Origin of the sequence: Mycobacterium sp. PS03-16, from assembly GCF_004570325.1 — a bacterium.
In the GTDB taxonomy this organism is placed as follows: Bacteria; Actinomycetota; Actinomycetes; order Mycobacteriales; family Mycobacteriaceae; genus Mycobacterium.
Window position 1 is genome coordinate 1 of sequence record NZ_SPQO01000034.1, and the last position, 20,102, is coordinate 20,102.

At 71.3% G+C, this 20,102-nt stretch carries 17 protein-coding genes; 11 read left to right on the plus strand and 6 right to left on the minus strand.

Going from position 1 to position 20,102, the window contains the following annotated elements:
- Positions 1 to 330: 330 nt before the first annotated feature.
- The 6 genes from E4P42_RS21905 to E4P42_RS21930 all read left to right on the plus strand — a co-directional run bounded on the left by E4P42_RS21905 (position 331) and on the right by E4P42_RS21930 (position 6,743).
- Positions 331 to 1,227, plus strand: coding sequence for a DMT family transporter (locus E4P42_RS21905; protein ID WP_135128216.1), 897 nt, complete (start codon positions 331 to 333; stop codon positions 1,225 to 1,227).
- Between the two features lie 9 nt (positions 1,228 to 1,236).
- Positions 1,237 to 1,923, plus strand: a complete 687-nt coding sequence (locus E4P42_RS21910; RefSeq protein ID WP_135128217.1) for a hypothetical protein — start codon at positions 1,237 to 1,239, stop codon at positions 1,921 to 1,923.
- Complete coding sequence (gene miaA / locus E4P42_RS21915) at positions 1,920 to 2,840, plus strand: tRNA (adenosine(37)-N6)-dimethylallyltransferase MiaA (protein WP_135128218.1); 921 nt, start codon at positions 1,920 to 1,922, stop codon at positions 2,838 to 2,840. The genes E4P42_RS21910 and miaA overlap by 4 nt, the downstream gene beginning before the upstream one ends.
- 4 nt (positions 2,841 to 2,844) lie before the next feature.
- Positions 2,845 to 3,717 carry a diaminopimelate epimerase gene (gene dapF / locus E4P42_RS21920; RefSeq protein WP_135128219.1) on the plus strand — a complete coding sequence of 291 codons (873 nt, stop codon included), beginning with the start codon at positions 2,845 to 2,847 and terminating at the stop codon, positions 3,715 to 3,717.
- 45 nt (positions 3,718 to 3,762) lie between these two features.
- Positions 3,763 to 5,178, plus strand: a complete 1,416-nt coding sequence (gene hflX / locus E4P42_RS21925) for a GTPase HflX (protein WP_135128220.1) — start codon at positions 3,763 to 3,765, stop codon at positions 5,176 to 5,178.
- Positions 5,179 to 5,393: 215 nt separating this feature from the next.
- Positions 5,394 to 6,743: a DEAD/DEAH box helicase gene (locus E4P42_RS21930; protein WP_135128221.1), complete on the plus strand. Its 1,350-nt coding sequence runs from the start codon at positions 5,394 to 5,396 to the stop codon at positions 6,741 to 6,743.
- A gap of 1 nt (position 6,744) precedes the next feature.
- On the opposite strand, the gene E4P42_RS21935 is transcribed toward E4P42_RS21930, so the two are convergent.
- A complete protein-coding gene (locus E4P42_RS21935; protein WP_135128222.1) occupies positions 6,745 to 9,033 on the minus strand; it encodes a molybdopterin-dependent oxidoreductase in 2,289 nt (762 codons plus the stop codon).
- Positions 9,034 to 9,134: 101 nt separating this feature from the next.
- Here E4P42_RS21935 and E4P42_RS21940 point away from each other — a divergent pair, with 101 nt between their 5' ends.
- Entirely contained in the window at positions 9,135 to 10,295 is a 1,161-nt protein-coding gene (locus E4P42_RS21940) for an acyl-CoA dehydrogenase family protein (protein WP_135128223.1), read from the plus strand.
- Positions 10,296 to 10,462: 167 nt separating this feature from the next.
- Positions 10,463 to 12,442, plus strand: a complete 1,980-nt coding sequence (locus E4P42_RS21945) for an LGFP repeat-containing protein (RefSeq protein WP_135128224.1) — start codon at positions 10,463 to 10,465, stop codon at positions 12,440 to 12,442.
- A gap of 9 nt (positions 12,443 to 12,451) precedes the next feature.
- Here the strand turns inward: E4P42_RS21945 and lexA are convergent, their stop codons facing one another.
- Positions 12,452 to 13,147 carry a transcriptional repressor LexA gene (gene lexA, locus E4P42_RS21950; RefSeq protein WP_135128225.1) on the minus strand — a complete coding sequence of 232 codons (696 nt, stop codon included), beginning with the start codon at positions 13,145 to 13,147 and terminating at the stop codon, positions 12,452 to 12,454.
- A gap of 216 nt (positions 13,148 to 13,363) precedes the next feature.
- Here lexA and E4P42_RS21955 point away from each other — a divergent pair, with 216 nt between their 5' ends.
- A complete protein-coding gene (locus tag E4P42_RS21955; RefSeq protein ID WP_371287064.1) occupies positions 13,364 to 13,852 on the plus strand; it encodes a LysM peptidoglycan-binding domain-containing protein in 489 nt (162 codons plus the stop codon).
- A gap of 161 nt (positions 13,853 to 14,013) precedes the next feature.
- The gene (gene nrdR / locus E4P42_RS21960; RefSeq protein WP_135128227.1) at positions 14,014 to 14,478 is read left to right on the plus strand and encodes a transcriptional regulator NrdR; all 465 of its coding nucleotides are present in this window, start codon (positions 14,014 to 14,016) and stop codon (positions 14,476 to 14,478) included.
- A gap of 10 nt (positions 14,479 to 14,488) precedes the next feature.
- On the opposite strand, the gene E4P42_RS21965 is transcribed toward nrdR, so the two are convergent.
- The 4 genes from E4P42_RS21965 to sthA all read right to left on the minus strand — a co-directional run bounded on the left by E4P42_RS21965 (position 14,489) and on the right by sthA (position 18,880).
- Entirely contained in the window at positions 14,489 to 15,175 is a 687-nt protein-coding gene (locus E4P42_RS21965) for a PhzF family phenazine biosynthesis protein (protein WP_135128228.1), read from the minus strand.
- A gap of 35 nt (positions 15,176 to 15,210) precedes the next feature.
- A complete protein-coding gene (locus tag E4P42_RS21970; RefSeq protein ID WP_135128229.1) occupies positions 15,211 to 16,233 on the minus strand; it encodes an alpha/beta fold hydrolase in 1,023 nt (340 codons plus the stop codon).
- A 50-nt stretch (positions 16,234 to 16,283) separates the two neighbouring features.
- A complete protein-coding gene (locus E4P42_RS21975; protein WP_135128230.1) occupies positions 16,284 to 17,288 on the minus strand; it encodes a proteasome assembly chaperone family protein in 1,005 nt (334 codons plus the stop codon).
- A gap of 185 nt (positions 17,289 to 17,473) precedes the next feature.
- Positions 17,474 to 18,880, minus strand: coding sequence for a Si-specific NAD(P)(+) transhydrogenase (sthA, locus tag E4P42_RS21980; protein ID WP_167759576.1), 1,407 nt, complete (start codon positions 18,878 to 18,880; stop codon positions 17,474 to 17,476).
- A gap of 179 nt (positions 18,881 to 19,059) precedes the next feature.
- On the opposite strand from sthA, the gene E4P42_RS21985 reads away from it, so the two are divergent.
- Positions 19,060 to 20,094 (plus strand): DUF4192 domain-containing protein, encoded by a 1,035-nt coding sequence (locus E4P42_RS21985; RefSeq protein ID WP_135128232.1) that lies wholly within the window; start codon positions 19,060 to 19,062, stop codon positions 20,092 to 20,094.
- The last annotated feature ends 8 nt before the right edge of the window (positions 20,095 to 20,102 follow it).

Sequence of the window (20,102 nt, forward strand, 5' to 3'; positions counted from 1 at the left end):
GGTCCGGGTGTCGGTCGCGGCGGCCCCGGCCGCGGCGACGGCCGGGGACCCGGCGTCGGGACCGGTCGCCGCGGCGCCTCCTGCCCGGACTGTGAGGTTCCACCCGGCTCGCTGGTCGTCATATCCGTTCCTCGCACCCTTTCGCGCGGTAGCCCGCGCCCTGCCGCGCATCGCGGCGCCCGTACCTGTCGCACTGATCGTGGTATGTCTGTCGCACGCTATTCAAACAGGTCACCGCGTGGCGTGCGCACACCTTCGCCCCTCCGGTTCGCCCGGTGGGCGCCCGCGTGGGCGGGCCCGTGGCCGGCCGAGGGGGAAACGGGAGGCGCCATGGCCAAAGCGGACATCGCCGCGCTGCTCGCGCTCGGCGCCGCGTTCTTCATCGCGGTCGGCGACGTGATCCACCAGCGGTCCGCTCACGACGTCACCGACGAGCCGGTCAGCCACCTCGGCCTGTTCCTGCGCCTGCTGCGCGACCGGCAGTGGTGGCTGGGCAGCGGCGTCGCGGCGGCGGGCTTCGGCCTGCAGGCGGCCGCGCTGGGACTGGGGTCGGTGCTGCTGGTACAGGCGCTGCTGGTCACGTCGCTGCTGTTCGCGCTGCCGATCAACGCCCGGCTGACCCACCGGCGGGTGACCCGCTGGGAATGGCTGTGGGCCGCCCTGCTGGCCGGCGCCGTCGCGGTCATCGTGACGGTGGGCAATCCCACCGAAGGCCACGCCCGGGCGTCGTGGGAGACGTGGACGGGGGTGCTGCTGGTGCTCGGTCCGGCGTTGGTGGCGTGCGTGATCGGCGCGCGGATCTGGTCCGGCACGGCGGGCGCCGTGCTGCTCGCCCTGGTCTCGGGTGCGTTGTGGGGCGTGTTCGCGGTCCTGCTCAAGGGGGTGGTGGACCGGCTTGCCGGCGCCACCGATCTGCTCGACGTCCTGCGGATGCCGGAGCTCTACGGGCTGGCCGTGGTGGCCGTCGCGGGCACGGCCTGGCAACAGGCGTCGTTTCGCGCCGGTGCGCTCACCGCCTCGCTGCCCACCATGACCGTCGCCGAACCGGTGGTCGGGTCGGTGCTCGGCGTCGTGGTGTTGGGCGAGACGATGCGTCCGGGTGACGCCGGCGCCGTCACGCTGATCGTCGCAGCGGCCGCGATGGTGGTCGCGACCGCCGCGCTGGCCCGGGGTGAGGCGGCCGGCGCACAGACCGGCGCGGACACCGGCGTGGCGGCCGGCCGATAGCGTGGTGAGGTGCTCACCGCGATCGCGCTCGTCCCCTCGGCTCCGGTCCTCGTGCCCGAGCTGGCGGGCGCGGCGGCCGGGGAGCTGACCGGACTGCGGTCGGCGATCGCCGCCGCGGTGAGCGCCCTGCCGGAGCGCTGGATCGCGGTGGGCACCGGCCCGGCCGACGCCGCATTCGTCGCGCCGCTGACCGGAACGTTCGCCGGCTACGGCGTCGACGTCCAGGTCACCCTGTCGCCCTCCGAGCCGGCCGACCCGGTCGCGCTGCCGCTGTGCGCGCTGATCGCCGCCTGGGTGCGGGGCTGCTACGCGCCGCATGCGGCCGCCGAGGTGCGGATGTTCGCCGCAGACCACGACCCGGATGCGGCGCTGGAGCGCGGGCGGCTGCTGCGCGCCGAGATCGACGAGGCCGACGGGCGGATCGGGGTGCTGGTGGTGGCCGACGGCTGTCACACGCTGACTCCGGCGGCGCCCGGCGGGTACGACCCCGACACGATCCCCGTGCAGGCCGCGCTCGACGACGCGCTGGCGCGCGGGGACGCCGCCGCGCTGACCCGCGTGCCCACCCCGGTCGTGGGCCGGGTGGCCTACCAGGTGCTGGCGGGTCTCGTCGGGCCCGCACCCGCGACGGCCGAGGAGTTCTACCGGGGCGCGCCGTACGGCGTCGGGTACTTCGCCGGCCTCTGGCGGATATGACGCGTCCGCTGGCGGTCATCGGCCCGACCGGTACCGGAAAGTCGGCGCTCGCCCTGGCCGTGGCCGAACGGCTCGCGGGCGAGATCGGCGTCGAGATCGTCAATGCCGACGCCATGCAGCTCTACCGCGGGATGGACATCGGCACCGCGAAGTTGTCGGTCGCCGAGCGCCGCGGGGTGCCCCACCATCAGCTCGACGTGCTCGACGTGACCGCGACGGCGTCGGTGGCCCGCTACCAGGCGGACGCCGCCCGCGACGTCGAGGCGATCGCCGCGCGCGGTGCGGTGCCGGTCATCGTGGGCGGCTCGATGATGTACGTCCAGGCGCTGCTCGACGAGTGGGCGTTCCCCGCGACCGATCCGGCGGTGCGCGCCAAGTGGGAACAGCGGCTCGCGGAGGTGGGGGTGGCGGCGCTGCACCGCGAGCTGGCCGCTGTGGACCCGGACGCTGCGGCCACGATCCAGGCGACCGACGGCCGCCGCATCGTGCGGGCGCTGGAGGTGGTCGAGCTGACCGGCCGACCGTTCGCGGCCTCCGCGCCCACCATCGGCGCCCCGCGCTGGGACACCGCGATCGTCGGACTCGACTGGGACACCGCGGTCCTCGACGACCGGCTGGCCCGGCGCACCGACGCGATGTTCGCCGAGGGCCTGGTCGCGGAGGTGCGCGGGCTCCTGGCGCACGGACTGCGCGAGGGGGTGACGGCGTCCCGCGCGCTCGGCTACGCCCAGGTGCTCGCCGACCTCGACGCCGGTGGCGACGGGTCGGCCGCGCGCGAGCCGACGTTCATCGGCACCCGCCGCTACGTGCGGCGGCAGCGGTCGTGGTTCCGACGCGACCACCGGGTGTGCTGGCTGGACGGGGCGGCCGCCGACAACGTCGAACGCACGCTGCGGACCTGGCGCGCCGTATCCTGAGGTGATGCGGTTCGCCAAGGGACACGGGACGCAGAACGACTTCGTGCTGCTGCCCGACCTCGACGCGCGGCTGGCCCTCTCGCCGGCCGTGGTCGCCGCACTGTGTGACCGGCGCCGCGGGCTCGGCGCCGACGGCGTGCTGCGGGTCACCACGGCCGGCGCCGCACAGGCCGCCGGGGTGTTCGGCCGGCTCCCCGAGGGCGTCGCCGCCGACGACTGGTACATGGACTACCGCAACGCCGACGGGTCGATCGCGCAGATGTGCGGCAACGGGGTGCGGGTCTTCTCCCACTACCTGCGGGCCGCCGCCCTGGAGACACGCGACGCGTTCACCGTGGGGTCGCTGGCCGGGCCCCGCCCGGTCACCGTGCATGCGGTCGACGCGGCGCGGGCGGACGTCACCGTGGAGATGGGCAAGGCGAACCGCCTGGGCACCGGGACGGCCGTGGTCGGCGGGCGCCGGTTCACCGGGCTCGGCGTCGACGTCGGCAACCCGCACCTGGCGTGCGTCGACCCGGCGATGACCGACACCGCCCTGGCCGCGCTCGACGTCGCGGCGCCGGTGACGTTCGACACCGCGCAGTTCCCGGAGGGCGTCAACGTCGAGGTGCTGACCGTGCCGCACGACGGTGCGGTGTCGATGCGCGTGCACGAACGCGGCGTCGGCGAGACCCGGTCGTGTGGCACCGGCACGGTCGCCGCGGCGGTGGCCGCGCTGGCGCACAGCGGGGCCGCGACCGGAACGCTGGATGTGCGGATCCCGGGCGGGGTGGTCACCGTCACCGTCACCGAGGCCACCAGTTTTCTGCGCGGCCCCTCGGAGCTGGTGGCGACTGGAGAATTGTCCGAGGAATGGTGGCGGTCGAATCAACGTTAATTGGGGTGCATGAAAAGTGATCTCCGTGCGAATCTCTATTCGCCTATGACGTCTCCCGAATTCTTTCCCCAGGACGATCCGAGTGTCGGTGAACTCGCACTCGAGGACCGGTCGGCGCTGCGGCGCGTCGCGGGCCTGTCCACCGAACTGGCCGACATCTCCGAGGTCGAGTACCGCCAGCTGCGGCTCGAGCGGGTGGTGCTGGTCGGCGTGTGGACCGACGGCAGCGCCGCCGACGCCGACGCGAGCCTGGCCGAACTGGCCGCGCTGGCCGAGACCGCGGGCTCCGAGGTGCTCGAAGGCGTGATCCAGCGCCGGGACAAACCCGACGCGTCGACCTACATCGGGTCCGGTAAGGCCGCCGAGCTGCGCGAGATCGTGCTGGCCACCGGCGCCGACACCGTCATCTGCGACGGTGAGCTCAGCCCCGCACAGCTGACCGCGCTGGAGAAGATCGTCAAGGTCAAGGTGATCGACCGCACCGCGTTGATCCTCGACATCTTCGCCCAGCACGCGACCAGCCGCGAGGGCAAGGCCCAGGTGTCGCTGGCCCAGATGGAGTACATGCTGCCGCGGCTGCGTGGCTGGGGTGAGTCGATGTCCCGGCAGGCCGGCGGTCGCGCCGGCGGCGCGGGCGGGGGTGTGGGCACCCGTGGCCCCGGTGAGACCAAGATCGAGACCGACCGCAGGCGCATCCGCGAGCGGATGTCCAAGCTGCGTCGCGAGATCAAGGACATGAAGAAGATCCGCGACACGCAGCGCGGCGGCAGGCGCCGCAGCGAAATGCCGTCCGTCGCGATCGTCGGCTACACCAACGCCGGGAAGTCAAGCCTGCTCAACGCGCTCACCGGCGCCGGCGTGCTGGTCGAGAACGCGTTGTTCGCCACCCTGGAACCCACAACGCGCCGTGGCGAATTCGATGACGGACGGCCGTTCGTGCTGACCGACACGGTCGGTTTCGTGCGGCACCTGCCCACCCAGCTCGTGGAGGCGTTCCGCTCGACCCTCGAAGAGGTCGTCGACGCCGACCTGCTGGTGCACGTGGTCGACGGCTCCGATGCCAACCCGATGGCGCAGATCAGCGCGGTACGGCAGGTCCTGAACGACGTCGTCGCCCAATACGAGGGGCGTCGGGCGCCGGAGATGTTGGTGATCAACAAGATCGACGCGGCCGATCCACTGGTGCTCGCCCAGCTGCGCGGCGCGCTGCCCGAGGCGGTGTTCGTCTCGGCCCGCACCGGCGACGGCCTGCTGCGGCTGCGCACCCGAATGGCCGAACTGATCGAGCCGACCGACATCACCGTCGACGTCACGATTCCCTACGACCGCGGGGACCTGGTCGCGCGCGTGCACGCCGAGGGCCGGGTGGACGCGACCGACCACACCGCCGACGGCACCCGGGTCAAGGCCCGCGTCCCCGTGGCGCTCGCAGCCGGCCTGCGGGAATTCGCGACGTACTGATGCGTTAGACTGATCGAGAACCCCGTCGACGTCACCGATGATGACGACGGCTCGTCGTGGAACGCTTACCATCGCGTCCGGCTCAAGCTCTTCTCGCGGCGATCGATGTTGCCGACCGGCAATCTCGCCACCTGTGTGCCCATCTCACCGCGCCTCACGGCGCGGTCACCGGCCCGCCCTGCGGCCGACGGCACCGACACTGCCCGAAAGGCAAGATGACAACCGATATTTCGTTCGCCGACCTCGGCGTGCGGGTACCACTGCGCCGCGTTCTCGAAAACCGCGGCATTGCAACTCCTTTCCCGATCCAGGCGGCGACGCTGCCGGACAGCCTCGCCGGTCGCGACGTGCTCGGCCGAGGCAAGACCGGTAGCGGTAAGACGCTGGCGTTCTCGCTGCCGCTGGTCAGCCGCCTCGCCGACACCACGCGCAAGCCGTTGCGCCCGGCCGGTCTGGTTCTCGCACCGACCCGCGAACTGGCCACCCAGATCACCGCCACGCTCGAACCATTGGCCGCCGCCTACGACCTGCGCGTCGCGACCATCTTCGGCGGTGTCTCCCAGAATCCTCAGGTCGCCGCACTGCGCGGGGGTGTCGACATCGTCGTCGCCTGCCCGGGCCGGCTCGAAGACCTGATGCGCCAGAAGGTGATTCACCTCGACGCCGTCGAGATCACCGTGCTCGACGAGGCCGATCACATGGCCGACCTCGGCTTCCTGCCCGGCGTCACCCGCATCCTGGCCGCGACGCCGGCCGGCGGTCAGCGCCTGCTCTTCTCCGCGACGCTGGACAACGGTGTCGACAAGCTCGTGCGCCGCTTCCTGCGTGAGCCGGTCACGCACTCCGTCGACGAGATCGACGCGCCGCCGCCGGCGATGACCCACCACGTCTTCCACGTGACCGGCGCGGACCAGAAGAAGGCCCTGGTCCACACGCTGGCGTCCGGCACCGGCCGGCGCATCCTGTTCATGCGCACCAAACACCAGGCGCGCAAGCTGGCCCGACAGCTCACCGAAGCCGGGGTCCCGTCGGTGGACCTGCACGGCAACTTGTCGCAGAACGCCCGTGAACGCAACCTCGCGGCGTTCTCCTCCGGTGCCGCCAAGGTGCTGGTTGCCACCGACATCGCCGCGCGCGGTGTGCATGTCGACGACGTCGAACTGGTCGTCCACGTCGACCCGCCGGTCGAGCACAAGGCGTACCTGCACCGCTCGGGTCGCACCGCGCGGGCCGGCAGCGCCGGCGACGTGGTGACGCTGGTGCTGCCCGAGCAGCGCCGCGACACCGCCACGCTGCTGCGCCGCGCCGGCATCACGGTGGCGCCGCAGCAGGTCGCGGCGGATTCGGCAGAGGTCACCGCGCTGGTCGGTGAGGTCGCGCCGTACCAGGCGCCCCAGGCCCCCCAGGCGCCCAAGTCCGCGCCGGCCGCCGCCTCGGATCGGCCGCGCCGGCGTCGGTCGCCCACACCGCGCCACGACGGTGAGCAGCGCGGGCAGGGTTCGGTGGGAGGGCAGACGGGCAACCGCTCGCGCCGTCCGCGCCGACGTCCGCAGCCGGTCCGCTGAGTCAGCGGCCGCGGATCACCGGCGGCTCGTGCGCGCGCACCGGAGGCGGTGTGCCGCGGTAGCTCTCGACCTCGACCAGGACGTGCGCGCCGGTGCACCCCTGCGCCAGCGAGGACGTACCGACGTCGGCGGTCAGCACGTTGGGATTGCCGTGCACGCACATCGCGTCGGGATCGGCGGGGTCCGCCGGATCGAACCAGGCCCCGGTCGGTAGCTGCACGACCCGGCGGCGCAGGCGGTCATCGAGCACCGCCCCGGCCAGGCAGGCGCCGCGGTCGTTGAACACCCGTACCACGTCGCCGTCGTGCACCCCGCGCGCGGCGGCGTCGTCGGGATGCATCCGGATCGCTTCCCGGCCGGCGACCTTGCCGGCCTGGCTGGCCGCGCCGCCGTCGAGCTGACCGTGCAGCCGAGTGGCCGGCTGGTTGGCGAGCAGGTGCAGGGGATAGGCGGCCGCCCGGTCGCCGCCCAGCCATTCCGACGGTGGGTACCAGCGGGGATGGCCGGCACAGTCGTCGTAACCGAAGCCGTCGATGTCGCGGGAGAAGATCTCGATGCGTCCGCTCGGTGTGCCGAGACGATGGGTGTGCGGATCGGCGCGGAAGTCGGCCAGTAGCGTCAGTCCCGGCTCGGTGGGCAGGCGCAGGCTACCGCGGCGCCAGAACTCGTCGAAGGTGGGCACCGCGAAATCCAGCCCCGCCGACCAGGTTCGGTACATGTGCTCCAGCCACTGCCAGGCGGTGCGGCCCTCGCTGAACTCCGCGCCGAACCCCAGCCGATCGGCCAGCGCACAGAACGTCGTGTAGTCATCGCGGCTGTCGGCGAACGGCTCGGCCAATCTGGGCATCGCCATCAGCATCGGGTCATTGCGCGACCCCGAGTAGTCGTCGCGTTCGTACGCCGTGGTCGAGGGGACGACGACGTCGGCGTGCTTGGCCATCGCCGTCCAGTACGGGTCGTGCACCACCACGGTGTCGACGCAGCCCAGCGCGCGGCGCAAGCGCGCGATGTCCTGGTGGTGGTGAAACGGGTTGCCCCCCGCCCAGTACACGAGCCGAATGTCGGGGTAGGTCAGCCGCAGGCCGTTGTAGTCGAACTGCTCACCGGGCCGCAGCAGCATGTCGCTGACCGCGGCCACCGGGATGAAGGTGCGAATCGGGTTGTGTCCTTGAGGAAGAACCGGTAGCCCGCAGCGCAGCGGGGGCAGCCCCGGCTCGTTCATCGACCCGTAGCCGTGGCCGAAACCGCCACCCGGCAGCCCGATCTGGCCGAGCATCGCGGCCAGGGTGAGGCCCATCCACGGGGCCTGTTCACCGTGTCGGACGCGCTGCAGCGACCAGCTGACCGTGACCAGCGTGCGCCCGGCCGCCATTCGCCGCGCGAGAGCGGTCAGCGCGTCGGCGGGCAACCCGCAGATCGGTGCGGCCCACTGCGGGGATTTCGGCACCCCGTCGTCGGTGCCGAGCAGGTAGCGTTCGAATTCCTCGTAACCGACGCAGTGCGAGTCCAGGAACCCGCGGTCGGCGAGGCCCTCGGTGGCCAGCACGTGCGCCAGCGCGAGCATGATCGCCACATCCGTGCCGGGAATCGGTGCCAGCCAATCGCAGTCGCCGTCGACGTCGTCGCGCAGCGGGGACAGCGATACGATGCGTCCCCCGCGTTCGCGGAACCGGCGCAGCGCGTCGCGGGCCGGATGCGCGGTCGTGCCACCGTGATTGGTACCGGTGTTCTTGCGGGCCAGGCCACCGAAACACACCATGAGGTCGGTATGGGCGACGATCACGTCCCAGTCGGTGGAGCGCTTGAACAGGTCGTCGTGGGTCCCGACGACCCGCGGCATGATCACCCCCGTGGCGCCCAGGCTGTAGGAGTGACGCGAGAAGGTGTAGCCGCCAAGCAGTTTGAGGAAGCGGTGCACCTGACTCTGCGCATGGTGAAACCGCCCGGCGCTCGACCATCCGTAGGAGCCGCCGTAGACGGCCCCGTTGCCGTGGGTGTCGACGACCCGGCGCAGCTCGGTGGCCAGCAGTTCGGTCAACTCGTCCCACGTCACGCGGACGAAGTCGTCGGAGCCTCGCCGGCTGGTCGGGCCCGGACCGTCCTCCAGCCATCCGCGCCGGACCGCCGGGCCGGTGATCCGGGACCGGTGGCGCACCGATCCCGGCAGGTTGGCCAGCAGGGGAGACGGATCGGTGTCGCCGGGCAGCGGCGACACCGCGGCGATGTCGCCGTCGGCGAGGTCGGCCCGGAAACCGCCCCAGTGGGTCAGGCTGGTACGCGCGGCGGCCATCCCAGGGAGTCTAGGGTGACGTCATATTCCGGTCAGTCAACCATCCGGTTGGCTGGTATAGGGTCGGGGCGTCACGCCCGACCGGATCCGAAAGGTCAGCCATGGTCGCCCCCGTCGCCTACGAGCGCACCCTCTTCGAGCCCGAGCACGATCTGTTCCGCGAGTCCTACCGCGCGTTCCTCGAACGGCACGTCGCCCCGTTCCACGATCAGTGGGAGAAGGACAAGATCGTCGATCGGGGGGTCTGGCTGGAAGCCGGTAAGCAGGGCTTTCTCGGGATGGCGGTGCCCGAGGAGTACGGCGGCGGCGGTATCGACGACTTCCGCTACAACACCGTCATCACCGAGGAGACCACCGCAGGCCGCTACAGCGGCATCGGTTTCGGACTGCACAACGACGTCGTCGCGCCCTACCTGCTGCGACTGACCACCGAGGAGCAGAAGCAACGCTGGCTGCCCAAGTTCTGCACCGGTGAGATGATCACCGCGATCGCGATGAGCGAGCCCGGCACCGGAAGCGACCTGCAGGGCATCAAGACCCGCGCGGTCAAGGAGGGTGACGACTACATTCTCAACGGCGCCAAGACCTTCATCACCAACGGGATCAACGCCGACCTGGTCATCGTCGTCGCGCAGACCGATCCCGACAAGGGCGCGCTGGGCTTCTCACTGCTGGCGGTGGAGCGCGGGATGGAGGGCTTCGAGCGGGGCCGCCACCTCGACAAGATCGGCTTGGACGCGCAGGACACGGCCGAGTTGTCGTTCACCGACGTCAAGGTGCCCGCCGAGAACCTGCTCGGCGAGGAGGGGCAGGGCTTCATCTACCTGATGCAGAACCTTCCGCAGGAACGCATTTCGATCGCCGTCATGGCGGCCGCGGCGATGGAATCGGCGCTCACCCAGACGCTTCAGTACACCAAGGAACGCAAGGCGTTCGGCAAACCGATCGGCAGCTTCCAGAACAGCCGATTCCTGTTGGCGGAGTTGGCCACCGAGGCCACCGCGGTGCGCATCATGGTCGACGAGTTCCTCCGCTTGCACCTGGACGGCAAGCTGACCGCCGAACAGGCCGCCATGGCCAAGTGGTACACCACCGAGAAGCAGGTCTACGTCATCGACCGGTGCCTGCAGCTGCACGGCGGCTACGGGTACATGCGCGAATATCCGATCGCGCGCGCCTATCTGGACTCCCGGGTGCAGACCATTTACGGCGGCACCACCGAGATCATGAAGGAGATCATCGGCCGCAGCCTCGGTGTCTAGCGGCACCGTCGCCGCGCCCCGTCGAATGGTCACGTGTACACGGAACAGACGATCTGCGGGTATTTTGCCGTGAATTGCCTGTCGTGCCCGGGAAATGAACGTCTCCTGACACAAGATTGACCGGCGCGATACTTTCGACACACTGTGCGCCGAGACGGGGAGGTTCCATGAGCGGGCGGCGACCCCTGCTGCACACCGCGCTGGCGCGCGTGACGGCCGGGCTGGCGGTGGGCCTGCTGAGCGGGTTGCTGCTGGCACCCGTGGCGGTGGCCGACCCCACCAGCGAGGCCAACGACGCCATCACCGCGGCCTACGACGCCAGTGGTGGACCGGGCGGCCCGCTCGGCGTCCGTGAGGGCGGGGTGTACCCCGCCGGGGACGGTTTCGCCCAGAACTTCGCCGCGGGCAGGATGTTCTTCACGCCGGCGACCGGTGCGCACTGGATGCAGGGTGCGATCCTGGAGAAGTACGAGTCGCTCGGCGGTCCCGCCGACAGTGACCTGGGCTTTCCGACCATCGACGAGGGCCCCGGCCGGGTCGGCCCGGACAGCCGCAACGCGACGTTCTCGGCGCCCGACAGGCCGGTCATCTTCTGGACCCCGCCGACCGGGGCCAGGGTGGTGCGCGGGGCGATCAACGCCGCGTGGGACAGGCTGGGTGGCTCATCGGGGGTGCTCGGGGTGCCCGCCGAGGACGAGGTGTACCGCGGCGACGTGGTCTCCCAGCGGTTCACCGGCGGTGAGCTGAGTTGGCACCGCAAGGACAAGACGTTCACCACGGTGCCGCCCGACCTCGCCGGCCAGCTGCGCGACGTCACGGTGCCCGACGACCCGGCGTCGGCCATCGCCGCCGCCCGACGTGCGGCCGGCGGAGCGCTGGGTCCGCTGGGCGCGCCGGAGGGCGAACAGTACGAGATCGGTGAGGACGGCGTCGGACAGAACTACGCCGGCGGCACGATCTTCTACTCACCGGAGACCGGCGCCAACGTGGTCAGCGGCCAGGTACTCGACAAGTACGAGAGCGTCGGCGGCCCCGAGGGCGACCTCGGCTTCCCCACCAGCAGCGAAGCCGACGGCGGTCTGGGCAACAGCCGGATCAGCACGTTCGCCGCCGACGACCGGCCGGTCATCTTCTGGACCCCCGACTACGGCGCGGTGATCGTGCGCGGAGCGATGAACGCCGCCTGGGCGAAACTCGACGGCGCCGAGGGCCCGCTCGGCGCGCCGATCGCCGATCAGACCGCGAGCGGCGACGTCGTCACCCAGCGGTTCGACGGCGGCGTCGTCTCCTACGACCGTTCGACCGGGAAGTTCAGCACCGAACCGGCCGGCCTCGCCGGCCGGCTCGCCGGCCTGGACGTCCCCGGGCAGGAGCCCCCGAAGACGGCGCCCACGCCGCAGCCGTCGGCCGCCGACGATGACGAGTCGCTGCGCTGGCGGTGGAACTGGTGGTGGCTGCTGGCGCTGATACCGGTGCTGATCGTGGCCGGGCTGGTGGGCGGTGCGGTGGTGTGGAGCCGGCGTCGCGACCGTGCCGACGACCGCTTCCGCGACGAGGAGGAGTTCGTCGCAGCCGGGCCCGTCCCGCGCTATTCGCCCGCCGATCAGGCCGATGCCGTGGGGCGCGAGCACCCGGCCGGATCCGCCGACGCCGCACCCGGCGATTACCCCGCCGACTACCGGGACTCCGCGACCGCCTACTTCCTCGGTGCCCCGGCGCCCGGATCCACTCCGGGCGGGGAACCGTGGGCACCGCACGACGAGCGCGCCGACGAGCCGCACCGGGAGACCTCTCCGGAGCCCGCACTGTTCGGCGGGCAGGACGACCCGGACTCGGTCGACACCGCGCCCACCCGCATCGAAGCCGAACCCGAACCCGAGCCGGCGGAGTCGCCGATGTTCGTCGAGGACACGCCCAGCGGACGGCACGCGGCGATCGACGTCGAGGAGCCGACCCCCGGAGGCACCGCGATACACCTACCGCTCGCCGACCCCGGCGGGGTACCCGACGGATATCCCGTCAAGGCGGACACCCGGTCCGGGCTGTACTGGTCGCCGGTCACCCCCGGCTACGCCGATGCGGTGGCCGAGATCTTCTTCGCCAGCGAGGAACTCGCCCGCACGAACGGGTTCGTCCGGGCGAGCTGAATCGCCGCGTCAGATCTTGCGGATGACGGTCACGACCTTGCCGAGCACGGCGGCGTCGTTGCCGGGAATGGGCTCGAACGCCGGGTTGTGCGGCATCAGCCACACCTGACCGCGGGTGCGCTTGAACGTCTTGACGGTGGCCTCGCCGTCGATCATCGCGGCCACGATGTCGCCGTTGTCGGCGACGTTCTGCTGGCGGACGACCACCCAGTCGCCGTCGCAGATCGCCGCGTCGACCATCGATTCGCCGACCACCTTGAGCAGGAACAGTGAACCTTCGCCGACCAGCTCGCGAGGCAGCGGGAAGACGTCCTCCACCGCCTCCTCGGCCAGGATCGGGCCGCCCGCGGCGATCCGGCCGAGGACCGGCACGAACGTCGGCTCGGGGAGTGCGTCGCTGCCCGCCACGTCGGTGGTGACCACGGGCGAACCGGGATCGTCGGCCGCACGGACATCGACGGCGCGCGGCCGGTTCGGGTCCCGCCGCAGGTAGCCCTTGCGCTCCAGCGTGCGCAGCTGATGGGCCACCGATGACGTCGAGGTGAGCCCGACGGCGTCGCCGATCTCGCGGATGCTCGGTGGGTAGCCCCGACTGGTCACCGACGCGCGGATGACCTCCAGGATGGTGCGCTGACGTTCGGTGAGGGCGGCGTCTGCGCCGCGGCGGGTGGCGGGTTCGCGGGCGTCGCTGCTGTCATCGCTCATGGGGCTGAATGTAGTCGCCCCACCCGCAATGATCAAACATGTGTTCGACGCGTGTCGCCCGCTCGCCGGGGCGGATTCCTCGGCGCCGGGGACGTGTCGGTGGCCTGTCCTATCGTTTCGCAACAGTTCGATCACACGTTCTATCGTTCGAACACCTGATCGACTACATTCGAACACACAGGCGATTCGCGGACGGAAGGCAAACAGATGACCATCATGGACATGGGCCACATCCAGGCGGTTCCGGTCACCATTCCGGGACGTCCGGCACCCGCGTCGCGCGGCGCCCGGCCGGTGCACCGGGAGGCGGCGCCGCGCACCGTCGCGCGGCGCCGGCCACCGGTACGTCGCCCGGCGGGCGCGGCGGTGCCGCACCGCGGTGCGGCCGTGCTGATGTCGCGGGCGTCGCACCGGCGTCGGCCGATCACGCCCGCCACCACGATCCTGCTGGCGCTGGTCGCCGGTGCCATCACCCTGTGGCTCGGGCTGGTCGCACAGCTCGGCGGGGTGCAGGGCGGGCAGGCGCCGGTGCCCGCGGAGCTCGCGGTCGTCCAGGTGCAGACGGGGGAGACGCTGCAGCAGGTCGCACAGCGGGTCGCCCCGGACGCCCCGCTGGGCGCGGTCGTCGAGCGCATCCGGGAGCTCAACCGCCTCGACACCGCCGCACTGGACGCCGGTCAGACCCTGATCGCGCCGGTCGGCTGACCGGTCCCGTGGCCGGCGAAACACCGTGCGGCGCTTCCGTGGTGCCGCTGCTGCGGGCCTGGCCGTGGCCGGCCGCCCCGGCGGTCTTCGTGGCCGGGGCCGCGCAGGTAGGCTCGGGGAGGTTCGAGAGACGCATCTGTCGGCGAGGCGAAGGAGCGGTGATGCACTGTCCGTTCTGCCGTCACCCCGATTCCCGCGTCGTGGATTCCCGGGAGACCGACGAGGGGCAGGCGATCCGCCGCCGCCGGTCGTGTCCCGAATGCGGGCGGCGGTTCACCACCGTCGAGACCGCGGTGCTCGCGGTGGTCAAGCGCAGCGGGGTCACCGAACCGTTCAGTCGCGAGAAGGTCATCAAGGGTGTCCGGCGGGCGTGTCAAGGTCGGCAGGTCGACGACGATGCGCTGAACCTGCTGGCGCAGAAGGTGGAGGACGCGGTGCGCGCCACCGGCTCGCCCGAGGTGCCCAGCCACGAGGTCGGACTGGCGATCCTCGGGCCGCTGCGCGACCTCGACGAGGTGGCTTATCTGCGGTTCGCCTCGGTGTACCGATCGTTCGAGTCGGCGGAGGATTTCGAGCGCGAGATCGAGGCGCTGCGCGCGCACCGCGACGTCGCGGCGTCCGGCTGACGCGTGGCGGTCAGTCCAGGCTGCGGTGGCCGTCGCTGACCACACGACCGGCGATCCGCACCCAGCCCTCGGGTGTCCACGTGGTGTGGATCTGCGAACCCTTGCCCTGCACGATGGTCAGGTCCCGGCTCAGGTAGTCGGTGATGCGGACCGCGGCCGCGCCTGTCGCCTCGTCCTCCGGTACGCCGAGGTCGGCGGCGAACATGCGCGACCGGATGTGCCCCGCGTCTCGGTCGGTCCACGTCCACAAATAGTGGTGCGCATCGTCGGGATAGTCCGCCGGATCCGCGGCGGCCAGTGCCTCGACCGAGTCCATCTGGTGCAGGGCGAATTCCGGCGCCCAGTCCGAGCGGGCGCTGACCGCGGTCATGTCGCCGTCGTAGTCGACCCGCACGATCCCGGCCGGCACCTGCAGCGTGTGCACCGGGATCCCGTTCTGTCGCAACCACCATGACGCGCCGACGGTGGGGTGACCGGCGAACGGCAGCTCGGTCGCCGGCGTGAAGATCCGCAGATGCGCGGTGCTCGCACCGACCTCCGGGACGTCGATGAAAATCGTTTCGCTGTAACCCAATTCGGTGGCGATCCGCTGCCGGTCGGCGGGGTCGACGGTGGCGGCGTCCACCACGCCCAGCGGGTTGCCGAAGTTCCCGTCCGAGTCGGTGAACACGCGCAGCACTTCCACGTCGATGGCCATGGGCCGATGCTACGTGCTCGGACCGCCGCGGGAGGTCAGGTCGCGCTGCGCTCGTCGCTGCCCATCGCATCGAGCACGGCCACCCGCGTGTCGACCGGTCCGCTGATCGCGGCCTCGCGCAGGCCCGCGCGCAGCAGCTCGCGCAGCGCCTCCTGATCGTGGACGGCCGGATCGGTGGTGTCGATGAACCGTTCGACCACCTCGACGAAGCGCTCGGGGTCGTCGTGAAACGGAAAATGCCCCGCCTTCTCGAACACCTCGAGCCGCGACCCCGGCATCGCGGCGTGCGCGAGTTCGCCGTGCGCCACCGGGATGACCGAATCGTGGCTGCCCCACACCAGCTGCACCGGCACCGATTCGGTGAGGTAGCAGCGGTCCAGCATCGTGACCACCTGACCGCGCCAGTCCACGACGGCGCGCAGGGTGCGCGCGAACGCCGAGTTCGCGGTCGGTTCGGGAAGGTCGGCGAGGATGCGCATCATCTGCGACAGGTCGCGCCCACTGCGCGTGGAGCCCAGCACCGTCCCCGCGATCCGGCCGACGACCTGCAGCGCCGGCAGCACCAGCGGCAGCCGCAGCAGCGCCAGCGCCTCGCTGCCCATCGGCAGCGACGCCACCCGCAGCGCCATGTTCACGTCCTTGGTGACGCCGCCGGCGCCGACCAGGATCAGCCGGTCGACCAGTTGCGGGAACTGGTAGGCGAACTGCATCGCCACGCCGCCGCCGAGCGAGTGGCCGACCACGGTCACCCGGTCGATCCCCAGCACACTGAGCAGATCGCGCATCCCGTTGGCGTAGGCGGCCACCGAGTAGTCCGCGCGGGGTTTGTCCGACCGGCCGTGGCCCAGCAGATCGGGCGCGATGACCGTGAACCGCTGCGCCAGCTTCGGCTGCACCGTGCTCCAGGTGGTCGAGTTGTCACCGATGCCGTGGATCAGCAGGATCGCCGGACCGTCGCCGGCGACCCGGAACGCGCGGCGGTACCCGTGGATCGTGCGGTACTGCAGCGTCGGCGTCACATCGCGCACCGGGCGCAGGTTGGGCTTGCGGTCAGTCATACGAGCCAACCTGTCGTCGGGCCGGCGTTCACCGGCTGCGGGCGGTGCTGCTAACTGCGGTCCTCCCCGTCGGAGAAGCCGTCGCGGTACCGGTCCTCCTTGTCCTTCTCGCCGGCCTGCTGGGCGAGGAACCGTTCGAATTCGGCACCGAGTTCGTCGCCGCTGGGCAGGTCTTCGTCGTTGGCGAGCAGCGACCGGTTCTCCTGTGCGGCAACGAACGCATCGTACTGGCGCTCGAGCGCCGTCACCACTCCTGCGACCTCCGTGCTGGCCTCCACCTGCTCGTTGATCTTGGCGTAGACCTCGGCCCCGGCCTCGCCGAGCGCCGCCAGCGGCAGCTGCAACGACGCGACCTTGGCGACCTCGGCCAGCAACGCCTCGGCGGCCGGGGGATAGGCGGTCTGCGCCAGGTAGTGCGGCACGTGCACGGTGAAACCGACCACCTCGTGGCCGTGCTGGGCCATCCGGAACTCCAGCAGGTTGGACACACTGGCCGGAACCTGCACCTCGCCGATCCACGGGGTGTGCTCGGTGATCAGCTCCTTGTTGTTGGCGTGGGCGGTCATCGTGACCGGACGGGTGTGCGGCACCGCCATCGGGATGGTGCCCAGCCCGATGGTCTGACGTACCCCGAGGCGTTCGGCCAGCAACCGCACCGCGCTGATGAAACGCTCCCAGCGCAGGTCGGGTTCCATCCCCGCCAGCAGCAGGAACGGTGTGCCCACGCTGTCGTGCAGCGCGTAGAGGTTGAGCTCGGGCTCCTCGTAGGCGGTGAAGTGATCGGTCTTGAACGTCAGCAACGGCCGGCGCGACCGGTAGTCGAGCAGTTCGTCGATCGCGAACGAGGCGACCAGCTCGGTGTCGAGGGTGTTCTTGAGGTGCTGGGCGGACAACCGGATGGCGTGGCCGGCGTCGGAGAACCCCTCCAGCGCGTGGATCAGCACCGGCCCCCGGCCGTCGGCGGCCGACAGCTGCGGAGCGGGGAACTCCAGCTCGTACATGCCCGTCTGCTCCGGCTGGTACTGCTGCCCGGAGTGGTCTGCGTGCTCTGCCATCGGTTGTTCGCCTCCTCGCCACGGCGCCGACGTCTGGGCGACGGCACCCCGTGACCTCAAGTTTCGCGCATTTCGCGGACGCCCACCGCGACGGGTCCCGCACTGGTGTCGAACACGGCGCCGCGCGCACCGCATTCCCCGCATAGTGCCCCGGACGGCCGCGGATGAACCACGGCCGCCTGCCGTCAGGACCGGAACTGGCTGAGGGCGCGGAGTTTGTTCATCACGTCCAGCGCGGCGACCTTGTAGGCCTCGGAGAACGTCGGGTAGTTGAAGACCGCGTCGACCAGGTACTCGACGGTGCCGCCGCACCCCATCACGGCCTGGCCGATGTGCACCATCTCGGTCGCGTTCGAGCCGAAGATGTGCACCCCGAGCAGCCGCAGATCCTCGGTGGACACCAGCAGCTTGAGCATGCCGTAGGAGTCACCGGCGATCTGGCCGCGGGCCAACTCGCGGTACCGCGACACCCCGACCTCGTACGGCACGGCGTCGCGGGTCAGTTCCACCTCGGTGGCGCCGACGTAGGACACCTCGGGGATCGAGTAGATGCCGATGGGCTGGATCTCGGTCATGCCCTTGGCCGGTTCGCCGAACGCGTGGTACGCGGCCAGCCGGCCCTGGTCCATCGACGTCGCGGCCAGCGCCGGGAAGCCGATGACGTCGCCGACGGCGTAGATGTGGTCGACCTTGGTGCGGTAGTTGTCGTCGACGAAGATGCGGCCGCGCGCGTCGGCCTCCAGGCCGGCGTTCTCCAGGTCCAGGTGGTCGGTCTGTCCCTGCCGGCCCGCGGAGTACATCACGGTTTCCGCCGGGATCTGCTTGCCGCTGGCCAGCGTGGTGACGGTCCCGGCCGAGCCGACGTCGACCGCGGTGACCGCCTCACCGAACCGGAACGTCACCGCCAGGTCGCGCAGGTGGAACCGCAGCGCCTCGACGACCTCGGGATCGCAGAACTCGAGCATCGCGTCGCGCTTCTCGACGACGGTGACCTTGGTGCCCAGCGCGGCGAACATCGAGGCGTACTCGATGCCGATGACGCCGGCGCCGACCACCACCATCGAGCCCGGGATGAATTTCAGATCGAGGATGCCGTCGGAGTCGAGCACCCGCTCCTCGTCGAATTCGATGCCGGCCGGACGGGCCGGTTTGGTGCCGGTGGCGATCACGATGTTGCGTCCGCACACGGTGATCCGCTCGGCCCGGTTGGGATCCTCGACCAGCACGGTGTGCTCGTCGACGAAGCGGGCGTGGCCGGTGTAGAGCTCGATGCGGTTGCGCATCAGCTGGCTGCGCACCACGTCGATCTCCTTGCCGATCACGTGCTGGGTGCGGGCCAGCAGATCGGCGGGAGTGATCCTCTCCTTGACCCGGTAGCTCGCGCCGTACAGTTCGCGCTGGCTCATCCCGGTCAGGTAGACGACGGCCTCGCGCAGGGTCTTGGACGGGATGGTGCCGGTGTTGACGCAGACGCCGCCGAGCATGCGGCCCCGCTCGACCACCGCCACGGATTTGCCGAGCTTGGCCGCCGCAATCGCGGCCTTCTGCCCGCCCGGACCGCTGCCGATGACGACGAGGTCGTACTCCTGCATCGCACCCATGGCAACTAGATGTACGCCGTCCGCCCGCATCTCGCATGCCGACCCGCGTCAATAGTGCGTGAACATTCGCTCCTGCGGATTCGTCCCCAGGCGCGCGTTCATCCCCAGATCGCGCTGCGCCGCGGGCGGACGCCGCCGCGCTGACAGGGGGCCCGGCCAGTCTGCGAGACATGACGAATTCACAACTCCCGGACGTTCCGCTCGACCGGCCCGGCAGCCTCATCGCCGCGCTGCCCGCCGTGCTGGGCTTCGTGCCCGAGGCCTCGCTCGTGCTACTCACCGTGGACCGCGGTGAACTCGGCTGTGTGCTGCGTATCGACCTGGCCGCGGACATGACGGCGGCGGTCGAACATCTCGCGGAGGTGACCGCGGCCGGGCGCCCCGACGGCGCGATCGCCGTGGTGGTCGACGAACACGGGGCGGACTGCCACCCCTGCAACGACGACCACCGCGAGCTCGCCGACGATCTGGCCGAGGAGTTGGCCGCCTGGGGCGTGCCGTTGCTGGCCGCACACGTGGTGGACAAGGTGGCCGCCGGCGGCCGCTGGCACTGCGCGGACGGGTGCGGCCGCGGCGGGGAGATCGACGACCCCTGGTCGTCCCCCCTGGCGGCGGCGGCCGTGCTGGACGGCAGGAGGCTGTACCTGCGCCGCGACGAGTTGCAGGCGGTGGTCGCCGCCGATCCGCACCGCAGTGCGGCGCTGGCACCGGTGCTCGCCGCCACGGCTGTGGAGATGTCGGACGCCGAGGCGTGCGCGGCCATCGGCGAGGCCCGGGCGGTGGCGGCCGGCGTCGCCGACGGCCGCGACCCGAGCGACGACGAGATGGTGCGGCTGGGCGCCGCACTGCGCGACATGCGGGTGCGCGACACCTTGTTCGCGCTCGCGGTGGGGGAGGACGCCGACCGTGCGGAGGCGCTGTGGGTGGCGCTGGCCCGCGCGCTGCCCGCACCCCACCGCGCCGAGGCACTGGTGCTGCTGGCGTTCTCCGCCTACGCCCGCGGGGACGGCCCGTTGGCCGGGGTGGCGCTGGACGCGGCGCTGCGCACCGACGCCGAGCACCGGATGGCGCGGATGCTCGACCAGGCGCTGCAGTCGGGGATGCGCCCGGAACAGATCCGGGAGCTCGCCGTCACCGGCTACCGGGTGGCCGAGCAGCTCGGAGTGCGGTTGCCGCCGCGGCGGGCGGTCAGGCGGGCGGGGTGAGCGGCCGG